Origin of the sequence: Streptomyces sp. NPDC047028 (assembly GCF_040644095.1) — a bacterium.
GTDB lineage: Bacteria > Actinomycetota > Actinomycetes > Streptomycetales > Streptomycetaceae > Streptomyces.
The window spans coordinates 19,175-34,658 of sequence record NZ_JBEYVS010000058.1; the positions used below are offsets into that span (position 1 = coordinate 19,175).

Genomic DNA, 15,484 nt, shown 5'->3' on the forward strand with positions numbered 1-15,484 from the left:
CCGCACCATGGCTGACCCCACTCCCCAGGCACGGGCGTCCAAGGGCACCTCCCCTGCCGAGCGCCGAGGCCCCCGGTCCCCTCAGGCCGAGGGCACTTCGCAGGAGCCCACAGCCGGCCACAGCGGCATCTCCCGCCGCGCGCTGCTCGGCACCGCCGGCGCCACCGGCCTTGTGCTCGGCGCGGCAGGCGGCGCCGTCGGATACACGGCCGCCCCGGCCCAGGCGACTCCACTCACCTCGATCGGCTCCGACCGTGCGCTGTTTCACGTGAAACATCAGCCCGGCATCACCGAGGACCTCCAGTCCTGCGGCCACATCATCGCCTTCGACCTGACGGCCGGTGCGGGCCGCAAGGAGGCGGCCGCGCTGCTGCGCCGCTGGTCGATGACCGCCGAGCGGCTGATGGCCGGCGAACCGGCACCGCACCACGACACCGACGTCGCCCGGGACGCCGGCCCGTCCTCGCTGACGATCACCTTCGGCTTTGGACACAGCTTCTTCGGCAGGACGGGTCTGGAGAAGCAGCGGCCCACCGCGCTCGACCCGCTGCCCGACTTCTCCTCGGACCACCTCGACAAGTCCCGCAGCGACGGCGACTTGTGGGTGCAGATCGGTGCCAACGACGCCCTGGTCGCCTTCCACGCCCTGCGGGCCATCCAGACGGAGGCGGGCAGCGCGGCCCGCGTGCGCTGGCAGATGAACGGCTTCAACCGCAGCCCGGGCGCCACCGCCCACCCCATGACCGCCCGCAACCTCATGGGCCAGGTCGACGGCACCCGCAACCCCAAGCCCTCCGACGCCACCTTCGACCAGCGGATCTTCGTGCCCTCCGCCGGCGAGCCGGCCTGGATGGCGGGCGGCTCCTACGCCGTCGTACGCCGGATCCGCATGCTCCTCGACGACTGGGAGAAGCTCTCCCTCGGCGCCCAGGAGCAGGTCATCGGGCGCCGCAAGTCCGACGGGGCTCCGCTCACCGGGGGCACCGAGACGACGCCGATGAACCTGGAGAAGGCCGACGCGAAGGGCGAGTACGTCGTCCCGCTCAACGCACACGCCCGGATCGCCCGGCCCGACCAGAACGGCGGAGCGGCCCTGCTGCGGCGCGCGTACTCCTACCACGACGGCTACGACGCCGACGGCACCCCCGACGCCGGTCTCCTGTTCATCTGCTGGCAGTCGGACCCGCTGCGCGGCTTCGTGCCCATCCAGCGCAAGCTCGACCGCGGGGACGCGCTGTCCCAGTTCATCCGCCACGAGGCGAGCGGCCTGTTCGCCGTGCCCGGCGGGGCCGCGAAGGGCGAGTACGTCGGACAGCGACTGCTGGAGGGCTGACCCCGGACGGTCCGGGACACGGTTGAGTCGCTGATCCGGGTTCAAACCACCCGGTCGAGTGGCTCTCGTGAGACGCGGGGGCCTCGCGTCCTCGCGGCCATTAGGGTGAGGACATGCCAGCGAGCTATGCGTATCTCGGCCCTGAAGGCACCTTCACCGAAGTCGCCCTGCGCACCCTCCCGGAGGCCGCCACCCGGGAACTGATCCCCTACGTGTCCGTGCAGTCCGCACTGGACGCGGTGCGCGCCGGGGAGGCCGAGGCCGCGTTCCTGCCGATCGAGAACTCCGTCGAGGGCGGTATCACCACCACCCTGGACGGGCTGGTCGCCGGCGAGCCGCTGATGATCTACCGCGAGGTGCTGCTGTCGATCACCTTCGCGCTACTGGTCCGGCCCGGCACGAAGCTCTCGGACATCAAGACCGTCTCCGCCCATCCGGCGGCCCAGCCCCAGGTACGCAACTGGCTGAAGAAGAACCTCCCGGACGCGCTGTGGGAGTCGGCCGCCTCGAACGCGGACGCCGCCCGGCTGGTCCAGGACGGTCGGTACGACGCCGCCTTCGCGGGCGAGTTCGCGGCCGCCCGGTACGGCCTGGAGGCCCTGGAGACCGGGATCCACGACGCGGAGAACGCGCAGACCCGGTTCGTACTGGTCGGTCGGCCCGCCCGGCCGGCCGCACCGACCGGTGCGGACAAGACCTCCGTCGTGCTGTGGCAGCGCGACGACCACCCGGGTGGCCTGCGCGACCTGCTGGGCGAGTTCGCCTCCCGCGGCATCAACCTCATGCTCCTCCAGTCCCGGCCGACCGGAGCGGGCATCGGCAACTACTGCTTCTGCATCGACGCCGAGGGACACATCTCCGACCGGCGGGTGGCCGAGACGCTGATGGGCCTGAAGCGGATCTGCCTCCAGGTGCGCTTCCTCGGCTCCTACCCCCGGGCCGACATCACCGTGGACGACGCGCCGATCGCGCGGCAGGGCACCTCGGACGAGGAGTTCGCGGCGGCGTCCGACTGGGTGGCCCGCTGCCAGGACGGCCGGTTCTGACACTGCCGTAGACTGCTGCCGACCGGTCCTACCTGCAGATCTTCGTTATCCACAGAAGTTATCCACAGGTCAGCTTCTCGACCTGGGGACAAGTCGACACGGGAAGGCCGGTCGGTCGACAAATCGCCCTGGACGTCCCTGTTGCGGCTACCGTCCGGCACCTCACCCTTCGTCCACTCGTTTCCTGTGGTTCATCTTTTGGAGCGACCCCTTTCCACCCGAAAGTGGGTGTCGCACCGGTTTGAGCGGGGAATTCTTCCGTCCGGCGGGAAGTACCGGAGTGATCAATTCCGAAATCCACAGACTTTCCACACAGCCTGTGGATAACTCTTTCGCCATGCGGATTCCTGTGGACAACGAGCGGCCCAAGTGCCGCTCCGGGCAAGGAAATCCAGTCAACCGCAGGAGTCCGCGCTGCCACCTTCCGGGGAATGGGGCAGCCTTTATTGACTCTCCTCCGAGCCATCCCGACACTCTGCGCAATTGCCCCATAACGGTACGCAAGGAGCGAGTCGCAATAGTGAGTCGTTGACGGCGACGGGGCACCGGTAGCCTTGGCTCCGTGATTGACCTTCGCCTGCTTCGTGAGGACCCCGACCGTGTGCGCGCGTCCCAGCGCGCCCGTGGAGAGGACGTCGCGCTCGTCGACTCCCTCCTGTCTGCCGACGAGCGGCGCAGGTCCTCCGGCGTCCGCTTCGACGAGCTGCGCGCCGAGCAGAAGCAGCTCGGCAAGCTGATCCCCAAGGCCTCCGGCGACGAGAAGGCCGAGCTGCTGAAGCAGGCGAGCCAGCTCGCCGCCGACGTCAAGACCGCCGACGCCGAGCGCGACGCGGCCGACGCCGAGACCCAGGAACTGCTGCTCCGGCTCGGCAACCTCGTCCACCCCGACGTGCCCGTCGGCGGCGAGGAGGACTTCGTCACGCTGGAGAAGCACGGCACCATCCGCGACTTCGGCGCCGAGGGCTTCGAGCCCAAGGACCACCTGGAGCTGGGCCAGATCCTCGGCGCGATCGACGTGGAGCGCGGCGCCAAGGTCTCCGGCTCCCGCTTCTACTTCCTGACCGGCGTCGGCGCCCTGCTGGAGCTGGCCCTGGTCAACGCCGCGCTCGCCCAGGCCACCGCGGCCGGCTTCACGCCCATGCTGACGCCGGCGCTGGTCCGCCCGCAGTCCATGGCCGGCACCGGCTTCCTCGGCCAGGCCGCCCAGGACGTCTACCACCTGGACAAGGACGACCTGTACCTGGTCGGCACGTCCGAGGTGCCGCTCGCGGCGTACCACATGGACGAGATCCTCGACGCCGGACAGCTGCCGCTGCGCTACGCGGGCTTCTCCCCGTGCTTCCGCCGCGAGGCCGGCTCGCACGGCAAGGACACCCGCGGCATCTTCCGCGTGCACCAGTTCGACAAGGTCGAGATGTTCTCCTACGTCCTCCCCGAGGACTCGCAGGCCGAGCACCAGCGCCTGCTGGACTGGGAGAAGCAGTGGCTGACCTCGCTGGAGCTGCCGTTCCGCGTCATCGACGTCGCCTCCGGTGACCTCGGTTCCTCGGCCTCCCGCAAGTTCGACTGCGAGGCGTGGATCCCGACCCAGGGCAAGTACCGCGAGCTGACCTCGACGTCGGACTGCACGGAGTTCCAGTCCCGTCGGCTGTCGATCCGGGTCCGCGAGGACAAGAAGGTGCGCCCACTGGCCACCCTCAACGGCACGCTGTGCGCCGTACCGCGCACCATCGTGGCGATCCTGGAGAACCACCAGCAGGCCGACGGCTCCGTCCGGGTCCCCGAGGTGCTGCGGCCGTACCTGGGCGGGCGTGAGGTCCTGGAGCCGGTGTCCCGGTGACTTTCCCGTACGGGCTCGTCGCCACCGATCTCGACGGCACGCTGCTGCGCTCCGACGAGTCGATCTCACCGCGCACCCGTGAGGCGCTCGCCGCGGCCACCGCGGCGGGCGCCGCGCACATCGTCGTCACCGGCCGCGCGGTGCCCTGGACCCGGCACATCCTCGACGACCTCGGCTACGACGGTCTCGCCGTCTGCGGCCAGGGCGCGCAGGTGTACGACGCCGGGTCGCACCGCCTGCTGACCTCGGTGACCCTGGACCGGCAGCTGGCCGGGGTCGCGCTGGCCAAGATCGAGGCCGAGGTGGGGCCGCTGTACCTGGCGGCGAGCCGGGACGGGCTGGACGGAGAGGTGCTGGTCGGGCCGGGGTACGCGGTCACCGGCAAGCTGCCGGCGACGCCGTTCACCGACGCGGCCGATCTGTGGGCCGCGCCGCTGAACAAGATCTACATACAGCATCCCTCGCTGTCCGACGACGAGCTGTGCGAGGCGGCGCGGCGGGCGGCGGGCGGGTTCGTCACGGTCGCCATGGCGGGCGCCGGCATCGTGGAACTGCTGCCGCTCGGCCTGTCCAAGGCGACAGGGCTGTCACTGGCGGCCCGCCGGCTCGGCCTGAAGGCCGCCGACACGATCGCCTTCGGCGACATGCCGAACGACATCCCGATGTTCGCCTGGGCGGGACGGGGTGTGGCCATGGCCAACGCCCACGAGGAACTCCGCTCGGTGGCCGACGAGGTCACCCTCTCCAACGAGGAGGACGGCATCGCTGCTGTGCTGGAGCGGTTGCTCGAGGTCTGACGCCGAGTGCGGGCCCGTCGTGGCCGGTCGCGCCCACGCGGCGGAGCCGCATATCTATACAGCCCCGCGCCCCCTTCGGGGCGATGTCTCTTCTGAGCCGCGGGCGGTCGTGCCGCTGGGGCGGCACGGGTGGGCGCGGCGGCACCATGAGCGCCAAGTCGCGCAGCTTCCCCGCCCGCCCCAGCGCCGGGCCCTCGTCGGCCCACGCAAGCGCAGCGCAGCGCTTCGCGTGCTCGAAGCGGCCGACTTCTCCCAGAACGGATCCCACCGGAGGTTCCCGGCGGATCGGACAGCACCACTGTGCCCGGGCGGCGAGTCGAAAGCCACCGAATTAGCGGCCCCTACCGGCGCCGCCACCTGCGCCGCCGGCCCTTGCTGAAGAACCAGCCCGCCGGCGGCTCGTCGGAGCGCCACGGCTGCGGCTCGGGCGATCCGGAACGCCACCGCGCGGCCAGCATCCGCGCGCGGGCGGACGGTTCCGCGGCCTCGGCGGCCCGTATGAAGGCCTCGTCCAGCACGACGTCGTCCCAGAGTTCGCCCTCGGACCCACGCCCGCCGCCCGCACCGCTCCCCGGCGGCGTCTCCTCTGCCATCCGCGGCCTCCTCAGCCGTACCTCCGCTGCGCCCAGTGTGACCGGGCGGGGGTGAAGGCCCCGTCAAGGCGGACGGGGCCCGGCGTCCTACTCCTCGCCCGCCAGCTTCAGCGTCCGCAGCTTCTGCCCGGCGTACCAGGTGGCCAGCACGGTGACCGCCACCAGCAGCACGGTGGCCGTCGGCAGGCCGACGTCCGAGGTGACCAGATCGCCGCCCGCGAGCCTGTGGGCGACGGCCAGCGACCACTGCTGGACGCTGAGCGTGCGCGCACCCGGCACCAGGGACCCGAACAGCGCCTCCCAGACCAGCGCGTAGACGAGTCCGAAGACCACCGCGTGCCGCGACACCGTGCCCAGCAGCAGGAACAGCGCCGAGTAGGCGATGGAGGAGACGAGCGCTGCGACCGTGTAGGCGACGGCGATCTGCTGGCCGTTGCCGTTCAGGATCAGTCCGGCGATCATCGTCGGCACGGCGGAGAACACCATGGTCACGGCGATGGCGACGATCAGCTTGGTGAAGATGATCGTGGGCCGCTTCAGAGGTTTGGACAGCAGGTAGACGACAGAGCCGTCGTCGATCTCGGGGCCGATCGCACCCGTGCCCGCGATCACGCCGATGATCGGCACCATCGTGGCGAGCGCGAATCCGCCGAGGACGTCGGAGGCCGTCTGGTCGTCGGCTCCGGTCAGGCCGCGTACGGCCACGGAGATCACGATCAGCAGCAGCGGCAGTGCGCCGAGGATGAGGGCCCGGCGACGGCCGAGCAGGGCCCGGTAGGTGAGCCGGGCGACGGTGGGGTCGTACATCTTCGGCCTCCTACGCCGCGACCAGATACGAGAACACGGACTCCAGGGACTCGTCGGACGGCGAGACCGTGAGGAGCCGGATGCCGTGGTCGCGGGCGACCTTCGGCAGCAGGGCGGTGAAGCGGCCGAAGTCGACGGCCTGGACGAGCAGCGCGCCCTCGGCGTGGTCGACCTCGATGCCGGACGTCGACGGGTCGGCGATCAGCGCGGCCGCGAGGGCGCGGTCGTCACTGGAGCGCACCAGGTAGCGGTGCGGCCGGTCGGTCATCAGGCGGCGGATCCTGCGGAAGTCGCCGCTGGCCGCGTGCCGTCCGGCGACGACGACCTCGATGTGCCGGGCGAGCTGTTCGACCTCTTCGAGGATGTGGGAGGAGAACAGCACCGTGCGGCCCTCGTCGCCCATCCGCCGCAGCAGGTCCATGAGCTGCATGCGCTGGCGCGGGTCCATGCCGTTGAACGGCTCGTCGAGCAGGAGCAGCGACGGGTCGTGGACGAGGGCGCTCGCCATCTTCACGCGCTGCCGCATGCCCTTGGAGTAGGTGGAGATCTTCCGGTCCTGCGCGTACTCCATCTCGACCGTGGCGAGCGCCTTCTGGGCCGCCTTGGCGCCCAGGCCGTGCAGTTCGGCGTTGGCGACGACGAACTCGCGGCCGGTGAGGAAGTCGTACATCGCCTCGCGCTCGGGGACGATGCCGATGTGCCGGTAGATGGCCTCGTTGCGCCACACCGGCTGCCCGTCGAGGGTGACGGAGCCGGTGGAGGGGGCGAGGAAGCCGCCCATCATGTTGATGAGGGTGGACTTCCCGGCGCCGTTGGGGCCGAGGAGGCCGGTGACACCGGGGCCGATGGTCATCGTGATGTCGTTGACGGCGACCACGTTGCCGAACCAGCGGGAGACGTGGTCGATGCTGAGGGTTGTCACAGTCCCACCTTCTTGTAGCGGCGCACCAGGAGGCCGTAGCACGCGGCGATCACTCCGAGGGTGACCAGCACGTACACGGCGCCCTGGCCGCTGGACGGGCCGACGCCTCCGGGGAAGGAGGAGCCGCCGCCGAGGAGGGCGGACTGCACGCCGTCGATCAGGGTGACGGGCGAGAACAGGCCGATCCACGGGACGGCGCCGGTGTTGTCCTGGTGGAAGGCGATGGCCTGGAGGGTGGAGACCGCGCCGTAGGAGATGATCAGCACGGCGATCACGGCGGCGATGCCGAAGCCGCGGCGCGGGGTGACGGCGGCGATGACGAGGCCGATGCCGGCGAACAGCAGGGAGAGCAGGGCCACGGACACCAGTCCCTGGGCGAATTGCTTGGTCTCGTGGGCGAAGCCCATCTTGGCCAGCAGCGTGCCCAGGTACATGACGAGCAGGGGGCCGCCGGTGAGGATGAACAGGGCCGAGGCCAGCGCCGCGAACTTGGCGAGGACGTAGTCGGCCGTCTCGATGGGCCGGGAGAAGTACAGCGGTACGGTCTTGAAGCGCAGGTCGCGGGAGACGGACTGGGGCGCCTGCGAGGCGACGTACAGGCTGATCACGGCCTGCATGACGATCGCCCAGCGGGTGTAGGCGTGGGCGAGCGGCAGGTCGTGGGCCTTCGTCATCACCGCGACGGCGACCATGATCGCGGCGGGTACGCACATCACCGCGAACAGCAGCATCGGCAGCACCTTGGACTTCACCGAGCGGCCGAGGCCGTAGGAGCCGCGCAGGGACTGCGAGTACAGCGAGCGGCGGGCGTAGGAGCGGCCCAGGCGGGGGCCGTCGTAGCCGCGGTAGCCGATGTCGTGGATCCGGGTCTGGTCGCCGGGCGGCGCCGCCGGGGAGTGCTCAACCGCCATGGCCGACGGCCTCCTTCCGCTGCTCGTCCTGCTCGCTGGTCCCGCGGCTGTCGCTGCCGGTGGTGAAGACCTCGGCGATGTGGTGCCGGCGCTGTTCCATGCGCACCAGGCCGAGGCCGAGGTCGGCGACGACGTCGCGCACGAGGTCGTACGTCTCCTCGCCCGGGGCGGTGAGCAGCAGGATGTGTCCGGCGCCCGGCAGGCCCGCCCCCTCGTCGTGCGTGTCGATCCCGCGCGCGTGGAGCGCGTCGCGGACCGCGCGGGTGCCGTCGGGGTGGGTGTCGCTGTCGGTGACCTCGATCGCGAGGGTCGTCGTGGTCTGCGTGAAGTCCGTGGTGGAGCTGGAGCGCAGCAGCTTGCCGCCGTCGATCACGACGACGTGGTCGCAGGTGCGTTCCAGTTCGCCCAGGAGGTGGGAGGTGACCAGGACGGAGATGCCGAAGTCGGTGTGGATGCGGCGGATCAGGCCGAGCATCTCGTCGCGGCCGACCGGGTCGAGGCCGTTGGTCGGCTCGTCCAGGAAGACCAGCCGCGGGTCGTGCACGAGGGCCTGGGCCAGCTTCACCCGCTGTTTCATACCCGTGGAGTAGCCGCCGATGGGGCGGTAGCGCTCCTCGTACAGGCCGACGTGGCGCAGCGTGTCCGCGGTGCGCTCGCGCGCGGCGGTCGGCGGCAGGCCCGACATGCGTGCCATGTGGACGACGAACTCGGTGGCCGAGACGTCGGGCGGCAGGCAGTCGTGCTCCGGCATGTAGCCGACGCGCTCGCGGATGGCGGCGCCCTTCGTGGCGACGTCGAGGCCCAGGACCTCGGCGCTGCCCTCGGTGGCGGGGGACAGACCCAGCAGGATCTTGATCAGGGTGGACTTGCCGGCGCCGTTGGCTCCGACGAGTCCGGTCACACCGGCCCCGATGTCCACGGACAGCCGGTCGAGCGCGGTCACCCGGGGGAACCGCTTGCTCAGGCTTTCGGTCGCGATCACAGTCACGTCTCCGACCGTAGTGACCCCGGCCACGCCCCGCGTCAGACCACAGAGCCGTCTTGGGGTCAGACTCCAGTAGTACGCGACCCCGGTTGTCCACAGGCTGCGGTCGCCTATTGACGCAGCCTCTAACAACTGTCACATTCACCAGTGTCAAGTTACGGACACGTACAGGCATGTGCAGGCGCGTACAGGCGCGTACGGGTGCGTGCCGGGTCGACGGACGGGGCGGCATGACGACGACGGCAGTGAGCAGTGGACGCTCCACGGAGCTGCGGGGGTTCAGGCGGGTGCAGCGCCTCGCCTACGAGTGCGCGGAGGCGGTCGCGGCGCGGCTGGAGCCGGGCGTGACCGAGCGCGAGGCGGCCCGTATGCAGCGGGAGTGGCTGCGCGAGCGGGGCGTGCGGGACTGGTTCCACCTGCCGTTCGCGTGGTTCGGCGACCGCACCGCGTTCGTCAACTTCCGCATCCCGCTGCAGTTCTTCCCCACCGAACGCCGCCTGGAGCCCGGGATGCCGTTGATCCTGGACATGGCCCCGGTGTTCGAGGGGTGCACGGCGGACATCGGCTACTCGGGCTCGCTCGGCGTCAACCCCGTGCAGGACCGGCTGATGGCCGACCTGGAGGCGCACCGCGAGCTGATCCTGCGGGAGGTGCGCGAGCGGCGCCCGCTGCGCGAGATCTACGAGGACGTGGACAGCCTCATGGTCCGCCAGGGCTACGCCAACCGGCACCGCGCGTATCCCTTCGGGGTGATCGCCCACAAGGTGGACCGGGTGAAGCAGCGCCGCTTCTCGCCGCATCTCTTCGGCTTCGGCACGCAGTCCCTGAAGGGCCTGGCCGCGGACGCGCTGCACGGCCACCGGGACGGCTGGTCGCCCCTGTGGTCGCCGTACCGCTTCTCCGACCACCCGCCGCAGCCGGGCCTGTGGGCGGTCGAACCCCACCTCGGCTTCCGGGGTACGGGCGCGAAGTTCGAGGAGATCCTGGTGGTCACCGACTCCCGGGACCCCGAGGAGAGCGCCTTCTGGCTGGACGACGATCTGCCGCACGTGCGGCGCTGGGCGGAGGAGAAGTGAGTCTCAAGGGCGCGCGCGAGCGCACGGTGTCGACCGGTGGCGTCGACCTGTGCGTGGCGGAACTGGGCGACCCCGGGCAGCCGACGGTGGTCCTGGTGCACGGCTACCCGGACAGCAAGGAGGTGTGGTCCGAGGTCGCCGGCCGCCTCGCCGACCGCTTCCACGTCGTCCTCTACGACGTCCGGGGCCACGGCCGCTCCACGGCACCGCGGCCGCTGCGCGGCGGCTTCACCCTGGCCAAGCTCACCGACGACTTCCTGGCCGTCGCGGACGCGGTCAGCCCCGGCCGGCCGGTGCACCTCGTCGGGCACGACTGGGGCTCGGTGCAGTCGTGGGAGTTCGCGACGGTGGCCCGCACGGAGGGCCGTATCGCCTCCTTCACGTCGATGTCCGGGCCGTCCCTGGACCACTTCGGGCACTGGATCGACGCGCGCGTGAAGCGGCCGACGCCCCGCCGTGTGGGCCAGCTCCTCGGCCAGGGCGCCAAGTCCTGGTACGTGTACCTGCTGCACACGCCCAAGCTGCCGGAACTGGCCTGGCGCGGTCCGCTGGGCAAGCGCTGGCCGGGCATCCTGCAGCGGGTCGAGAAGGCGCCCGGCGGCGACTACCCGACCTCCTCACTGCCCTCCGACGCGGCGAACGGGGCCTGGCTGTACCGGGACAACGTCCGCGCCCGGCTGCGCAGGCCGCGCCCCGACGCGTACGCGCACGCGCCCGTGCAGCTCATCACCCCCCAGGGCGACGCGTTCCTGTCCGAGCGGCTCTACGACGACCTGGAGCGCTGGGTGCCGCAGCTGACCCGGCGCACGCTCCCGGCCAAGCACTGGGTCCCCCGCACCCGGCCCGACCAACTGGCCGCCTGGATCGAGCAGTTCGTGACCGCTGTGGAGGGAAACCGTCCGGCGCCCAAGACGACCGCCCGCCATTCCGACCGTTTCGGCGGACAGCTGGTGCTGATCACCGGCGCGGGCAGCGGGATCGGCCGGGCGACGGCGTTCGCGTTCGCGGAGGCGGGCGCGCGCGTGGTGGCCGTCGACCGCGACACGGAGGCCGCCGCCCGCACCGCCGAACTGTCCCGGCTGATCGGCGCGCCCGAGGCGTGGGCGGAGACGGCGGACGTCTCCGACGAACAGGCCATGGAGAAGCTGGCGGAGCGGGTCCACCGCGAGTACGGCGTGGTGGACGTCCTGGTCAACAACGCCGGCATCGGCCTGGCGGGCTCCTTCTTCACCACGACGCCGGACGACTGGCGCAAGGTGCTGGACGTCAACCTGTGGGGTGTCATCCACGGCTGCCGGCTGTTCGGGGCCCGGATGGCCGAGCGGGGGCAGGGCGGCCACATCGTCAACATCGCGTCGGCGGCCGCGTTCCAGCCGTCCAGGACCCTGGCCGCCTACAGCACCTCCAAGGCGGCCGTCCTGATGCTCTCCGAGTGCCTGCGCGCCGAACTCGCCGCGCGGGACATCGGAGTAACCGCGATCTGCCCGGGCATCGTCAACACCAACATCACCTCCACGGCCCGCTTCACCGGCGTCGACGAGGCCGAACAACGCCGCCGCCAAAAGCGCTCCGCCCGCCTGTACGGCCTGCGCAACTACCCTCCGGAAAAGGTCGCCGAGGCCGTCCTCACCGCGGTGACGACCAACAAGGCCGTCGTCCCCGTGACCCCGGAGGCCAAGGGCTCCCACCTCCTCTCCCGCTACGCCCCCCGCCTGTTGAGACGCCTGGCCCGCGTCGAACCGAAGCTGTGACCGCAGACGCACCACAAGAAGCGACACTCGCGCTACGCAGCCGCACCGAGCTGCGGGCATGCGTGCCGCTAGGGGCGGCACGGGTGGGCGCAGCGGCGTCGGGAAGCGCCGGTAAGCGCCGGTAAGCGCCGGTAAGCGCCAGTAAGCGACACCCGCCCCGCCCAGCGGCAGCTCCGGGCACGACCCAAGGAACCCCCACATGACCGACCCCCCGCCGAAACAGACGTACCGCATCGAGGACCTGGCCCACCACACGAACACCACGGTCAGAACCATCCGCGCCTACCAGGACCGCGGCCTCCTCCCCCGCCCCGAACGCCAGGGCCGCGCCAACCTCTACTCCACGGCCCACATCACCCGCCTCCGCCAGATCGCCGACCTGCTGGACCGCGGCTACACCCTCGCCTCGATCAAGGAACTCCTCGACGCCTGGGACACCGGCCGCGGCCTGGGCGGCGTCCTCGGCCTGGTCACCGAGGTCGAGGGCCCCTGGACGGACGAGGAACCCATCCGCATCACCCGCGCCGAACTCCTCGCCCACTTCGCCGGCACCCCCGCAGACGGCGCGGCCGCGGAGGCCGCCACGGACGCAGTCGCGGGCCCCGCCACAGACACCGGCACGGACGCCGCCGCGGACACCCTCACGGACGCCGTCGCCGAGGCCATCGACCTGGGCGTCCTGGAGCCCCTCGAAGACACCCCCGACACGTTCCTCGTGCCCAGCCCCCAGGAACTCGCCGTGGCGGCCGAACTGCACGCCTCCGGCGTCCCCCTCTCCGCGATCTCCGGCCACCTGCGGGAGTTGCGCGTCCAGGTCGAGCACATGGCCGCCCGTTTCCTGGAGTTCACCACCGAGTACGTCTTCGCCCGCTACCTCGACGACCCCGGCCACCGCACGGACGCCCACGCGGCCGAAGCGGCCACGCTCATCCGGCGTCTGCGCCCCCTCGCCCAGCAGACGGTGGACGCCGAACTGGCCCGCGCGATGCGGCACATGGCCACCCGGCACCTCAGAACACACCTCGGCGCCGAAGGCCCCTCGGTACCGAGCACCGACGCCCGCCTGGTCGCCCTCCCCGCCGAGACGGTCCGGGCCGTCGAGAACCTCGTCGGCAGGGACCATGCGTCCACGTTCATCGCCCTGGCCGCCGAACGCGAGACGAGGGCACGGGCGTTGGACGACCTGACCGCGTCAGCGGCCGCCTCCCGGGAAAACGACCTGCGTGACCCGCCCGCCACCGCCAAGCTGGGGGAGTGAAGGAAGAGAGAGAAGAAAGAAGAGCAGACCGGACCGGCGCGATGGACGACCGACGCACCGTCAAGGTCTCGAAGTACCTGTCGAAGCACCTGCGCCACCAGCCCGACCGCATCGGCCTCACCCTCGACCCGGCCGGCTGGGTCGAGATCGACACCCTGATCGCCGCGGCCGCCGCCCACGGCTTCCGCTTCACTCGCGAGGAACTCGACCACGTGGTGGCCGCCAACGACAAGCAACGCTTCGCCGTCGAGGGCACCCGCATCCGCGCCAGCCAGGGCCACAGCGTCGAGGTCGACCTCGGCCTGCTCCCGGCGACCCCGCCGCCGTACCTCTACCACGGGACGGTCGCCCGCAACCTGGACGCGATCCGTGCCGAAGGGCTGCGGCCCATGAACCGGCACGACGTCCACCTGTCGGCGGACCGCGAGACCGCCACCCGGGTCGGCGCCCGCCGTGGCCGCCCCGTCGTCCTCGCGGTGGACGCGGGCGCCATGCACCGCGACGGCCACGTCTTCCACGTCAGCGCCAACGGAGTCTGGCTGACCGCCTCCGTCCCGCCCGCCTACCTGCGGTTTCCCGGGCCCCACTGACATCGGACCACCCCGCCCGGCATGATCACTGGTATGGACCACTCATCAGACCCCGCGTCCGGCCACACGCCGGCACCGCCGCACTCCACGAGCCCCCTGCCGACGACCGAAGCCGCCGTCGCCGCACTCCGCGCCCTCGCGACCGAGTACGCGCGCGAGATCGAGGTGACGCACGACATCGGCGCCGACCTGACCTCCCGCCGCAGCTCCGCCGGCATCGGCGTCACCACGGACCCGGACGGTTCGCTGCCGCACGAGGCGTACGCCGAGTTCGGCGGCCTGCCCCGGGTGAGCGTCCGGCTCTACCCGGAGGACGACGCGCTGATCACCGTCGAGGGCGTCGAGTGCCCCGACATCCCGCGCGAGGACGTACCGGCCTTCCTCCGCTCCGTCTTCGGCGGCCTCGCGCACGTCACCGCTCGCCTCTTCCCACCCGGCTACCGCCTCGTCGTCCCGCTGCCCGGCGACCGCGCCCACAAGGAGCACGTCCCCGGGGTCCTGCTCACCCCGTGGCTGAGCGGCCGCGTGCGGTGACCGCCTCCTCCCCGCGCGGTGGAGCCGCTTAGTCTCGGACGCATGAGTCTGCGTCTGAGCACCGTGATCCTGCCCCACCGCCGCTGGAGCGAAGGCGGCCGCTCGACCTGGGTACGGGCCGAACAGCTCGGCCTCCACACCGCGTACACCTACGACCACCTGTCGTGGCGCACCTTCCGCGACGGACCCTGGTTCGGTGCCGTCCCGACCCTGACCGCCGCCGCCGGCGTCACCGACCGGCTACGTCTCGGCACGCTGGTCACCTCGCCGAACTTCCGGCACCCGGTGACCCTCGCCAAGGAGCTGATCTCCCTCGACGACGTCTCCGGCGGCCGTGTCACCCTCGGCATCGGCGCCGGCGGCACCGGCTTCGACGCCACCGCACTCGGCCAGGAGCCCTGGACCCCCCGCGAGCGCGCGGACCGGTTGGCCGAGTTCGTGCCGCTGCTGGACCGTCTGCTCACCGAGGACGCGGTGACGTACGAGGGCCGGTTCTACTCGGCGGACGAGGTGCGCAACATCCCCGGCTGCGTGCAGCGCCCCCGGCTGCCGTTCGCGGTCGCGGCCACCGGCCCGCGTGGGCTGGCGCTCGCCGCGCGGCACGGCCAGGCCTGGGTGACCACCGGCGACCCCAAGCTGTACGAGGACGGCACCCCGGAGCAGTCGGTCGAGGCGCTGCGCGGCCAGCTGCGCAAGCTGACCGAGGCGTGCGCGACGGCCGGCCGGGACATGTCCGAGCTGGACAAGGTCCTGCTGACCGGCTTCACCCCGGACCGCGGCAACCCGCTCACCTCCCTGGACGCCTTCGTGGACTTCGCCGGCCGCCACCGCGACCTGGGCTTCACCGAGATCGTGATCCACTGGCCGATCCCCGACTCGGACTTCGCTGCCGACCACAAGGTGTTCGAGCAGATCGCCCTGGAGGCACCCGCCCAGCTGAACTGAGCAGCCGACAACCGGGGAGCCGCGGCGCTGCGGCGCTGCGGCGCTGCGGCGCTGCGGCGCTGCGGCGCTGCGGCGCTGCGGCAGATCGGAAGAGCT

General features: G+C 71.5%; 15 protein-coding genes. 10 read left to right on the top strand and 5 right to left on the bottom strand.

From position 1 onward, the window contains the following. Window positions 1-7: 7 nt before the first annotated feature. The 4 genes from efeB to ABZ854_RS33345 all read left to right on the top strand — a co-directional run bounded on the left by efeB (window position 8) and on the right by ABZ854_RS33345 (window position 5,016). Entirely contained in the window at window positions 8-1,333 is a 1,326-nt protein-coding gene (efeB, locus tag ABZ854_RS33330; protein ID WP_361218624.1) for an iron uptake transporter deferrochelatase/peroxidase subunit, read from the top strand. 113 nt (window positions 1,334-1,446) lie between these two features. Then, entirely contained in the window at window positions 1,447-2,379 is a 933-nt protein-coding gene (gene pheA / locus ABZ854_RS33335) for a prephenate dehydratase (RefSeq protein ID WP_361218626.1), read from the top strand. A gap of 562 nt (window positions 2,380-2,941) precedes the next feature. Further along, window positions 2,942-4,219 carry a serine--tRNA ligase gene (serS, locus tag ABZ854_RS33340; protein WP_361218630.1) on the top strand — a complete coding sequence of 426 codons (1,278 nt, stop codon included), beginning with the start codon at window positions 2,942-2,944 and terminating at the stop codon, window positions 4,217-4,219. Beyond that, window positions 4,216-5,016 (top strand): Cof-type HAD-IIB family hydrolase, encoded by an 801-nt coding sequence (locus ABZ854_RS33345; protein ID WP_361218633.1) that lies wholly within the window; start codon window positions 4,216-4,218, stop codon window positions 5,014-5,016. Before serS ends, ABZ854_RS33345 begins: the two co-directional genes overlap by 4 nt. Before the next feature lie 341 nt (window positions 5,017-5,357). On the opposite strand, the gene ABZ854_RS33350 is transcribed toward ABZ854_RS33345, so the two are convergent. The 5 genes from ABZ854_RS33350 to ABZ854_RS33370 form a co-directional block, all read right to left on the bottom strand. Then, window positions 5,358-5,609, bottom strand: coding sequence for a hypothetical protein (locus ABZ854_RS33350; RefSeq protein ID WP_361218636.1), 252 nt, complete (start codon window positions 5,607-5,609; stop codon window positions 5,358-5,360). Window positions 5,610-5,696: 87 nt separating this feature from the next. Further along, window positions 5,697-6,416, bottom strand: a complete 720-nt coding sequence (locus ABZ854_RS33355) for an ABC transporter permease (RefSeq protein ID WP_361218639.1) — start codon at window positions 6,414-6,416, stop codon at window positions 5,697-5,699. 10 nt (window positions 6,417-6,426) lie between these two features. Continuing rightward, the gene (locus ABZ854_RS33360) at window positions 6,427-7,338 is read right to left on the bottom strand and encodes an ABC transporter ATP-binding protein (protein ID WP_361218641.1); all 912 of its coding nucleotides are present in this window, start codon (window positions 7,336-7,338) and stop codon (window positions 6,427-6,429) included. After that, a complete protein-coding gene (locus ABZ854_RS33365) occupies window positions 7,335-8,249 on the bottom strand; it encodes an ABC transporter permease subunit (RefSeq protein WP_361218644.1) in 915 nt (304 codons plus the stop codon). The genes ABZ854_RS33360 and ABZ854_RS33365 overlap by 4 nt, the downstream gene beginning before the upstream one ends. Next, complete coding sequence (locus ABZ854_RS33370) at window positions 8,239-9,231, bottom strand: ABC transporter ATP-binding protein (protein WP_361218666.1); 993 nt, start codon at window positions 9,229-9,231, stop codon at window positions 8,239-8,241. The genes ABZ854_RS33365 and ABZ854_RS33370 overlap by 11 nt, the downstream gene beginning before the upstream one ends. A 233-nt stretch (window positions 9,232-9,464) precedes the next feature. On the opposite strand from ABZ854_RS33370, the gene ABZ854_RS33375 reads away from it, so the two are divergent. The 6 genes from ABZ854_RS33375 (at window position 9,465) to ABZ854_RS33400 (ending at window position 15,388) form a co-directional block, all read left to right on the top strand. Continuing rightward, entirely contained in the window at window positions 9,465-10,310 is an 846-nt protein-coding gene (locus tag ABZ854_RS33375; protein WP_361218647.1) for a M24 family metallopeptidase, read from the top strand. After that, window positions 10,307-12,061 (top strand): SDR family oxidoreductase, encoded by a 1,755-nt coding sequence (locus ABZ854_RS33380; protein WP_361218649.1) that lies wholly within the window; start codon window positions 10,307-10,309, stop codon window positions 12,059-12,061. Before ABZ854_RS33375 ends, ABZ854_RS33380 begins: the two co-directional genes overlap by 4 nt. 199 nt (window positions 12,062-12,260) lie before the next feature. Next, window positions 12,261-13,319 (top strand): MerR family transcriptional regulator, encoded by a 1,059-nt coding sequence (locus ABZ854_RS33385; protein WP_361218652.1) that lies wholly within the window; start codon window positions 12,261-12,263, stop codon window positions 13,317-13,319. Window positions 13,320-13,360: 41 nt separating this feature from the next. Beyond that, a complete protein-coding gene (locus ABZ854_RS33390) occupies window positions 13,361-13,909 on the top strand; it encodes an RNA 2'-phosphotransferase (RefSeq protein WP_361218655.1) in 549 nt (182 codons plus the stop codon). A 33-nt stretch (window positions 13,910-13,942) separates the two neighbouring features. Beyond that, window positions 13,943-14,443, top strand: coding sequence for a hypothetical protein (locus tag ABZ854_RS33395; protein WP_361218657.1), 501 nt, complete (start codon window positions 13,943-13,945; stop codon window positions 14,441-14,443). 42 nt (window positions 14,444-14,485) lie between these two features. Continuing rightward, the gene (locus tag ABZ854_RS33400; protein WP_361218660.1) at window positions 14,486-15,388 is read left to right on the top strand and encodes an LLM class flavin-dependent oxidoreductase; all 903 of its coding nucleotides are present in this window, start codon (window positions 14,486-14,488) and stop codon (window positions 15,386-15,388) included. Window positions 15,389-15,484: the final 96 nt, after the last annotated feature.

Excerpts from the sequence above, each read along its gene's own strand:
- ABZ854_RS33365 (WP_361218644.1), bottom strand. The coding sequence starts at position 8,249 with ATGGCGGTTGAGCACTCCCCGGCGGCGCCGCCCGGCGACCAGACCCGG.
- ABZ854_RS33375 (WP_361218647.1), top strand. The coding sequence starts at position 9,465 with ATGACGACGACGGCAGTGAGCAGTGGACGCTCCACGGAGCTGCGGGGG.
- pheA (WP_361218626.1), top strand. The coding sequence starts at position 1,447 with ATGCCAGCGAGCTATGCGTATCTCGGCCCTGAAGGCACCTTCACCGAA.
- efeB (WP_361218624.1), top strand. The coding sequence starts at position 8 with ATGGCTGACCCCACTCCCCAGGCACGGGCGTCCAAGGGCACCTCCCCT.
- ABZ854_RS33350 (WP_361218636.1), bottom strand. The coding sequence starts at position 5,609 with ATGGCAGAGGAGACGCCGCCGGGGAGCGGTGCGGGCGGCGGGCGTGGG.
- ABZ854_RS33385 (WP_361218652.1), top strand. The coding sequence starts at position 12,261 with ATGACCGACCCCCCGCCGAAACAGACGTACCGCATCGAGGACCTGGCC.
- ABZ854_RS33395 (WP_361218657.1), top strand. The coding sequence starts at position 13,943 with ATGGACCACTCATCAGACCCCGCGTCCGGCCACACGCCGGCACCGCCG.
- ABZ854_RS33355 (WP_361218639.1), bottom strand. The coding sequence starts at position 6,416 with ATGTACGACCCCACCGTCGCCCGGCTCACCTACCGGGCCCTGCTCGGC.
- ABZ854_RS33390 (WP_361218655.1), top strand. The coding sequence starts at position 13,361 with ATGGACGACCGACGCACCGTCAAGGTCTCGAAGTACCTGTCGAAGCAC.
- ABZ854_RS33400 (WP_361218660.1), top strand. The coding sequence starts at position 14,486 with ATGAGTCTGCGTCTGAGCACCGTGATCCTGCCCCACCGCCGCTGGAGC.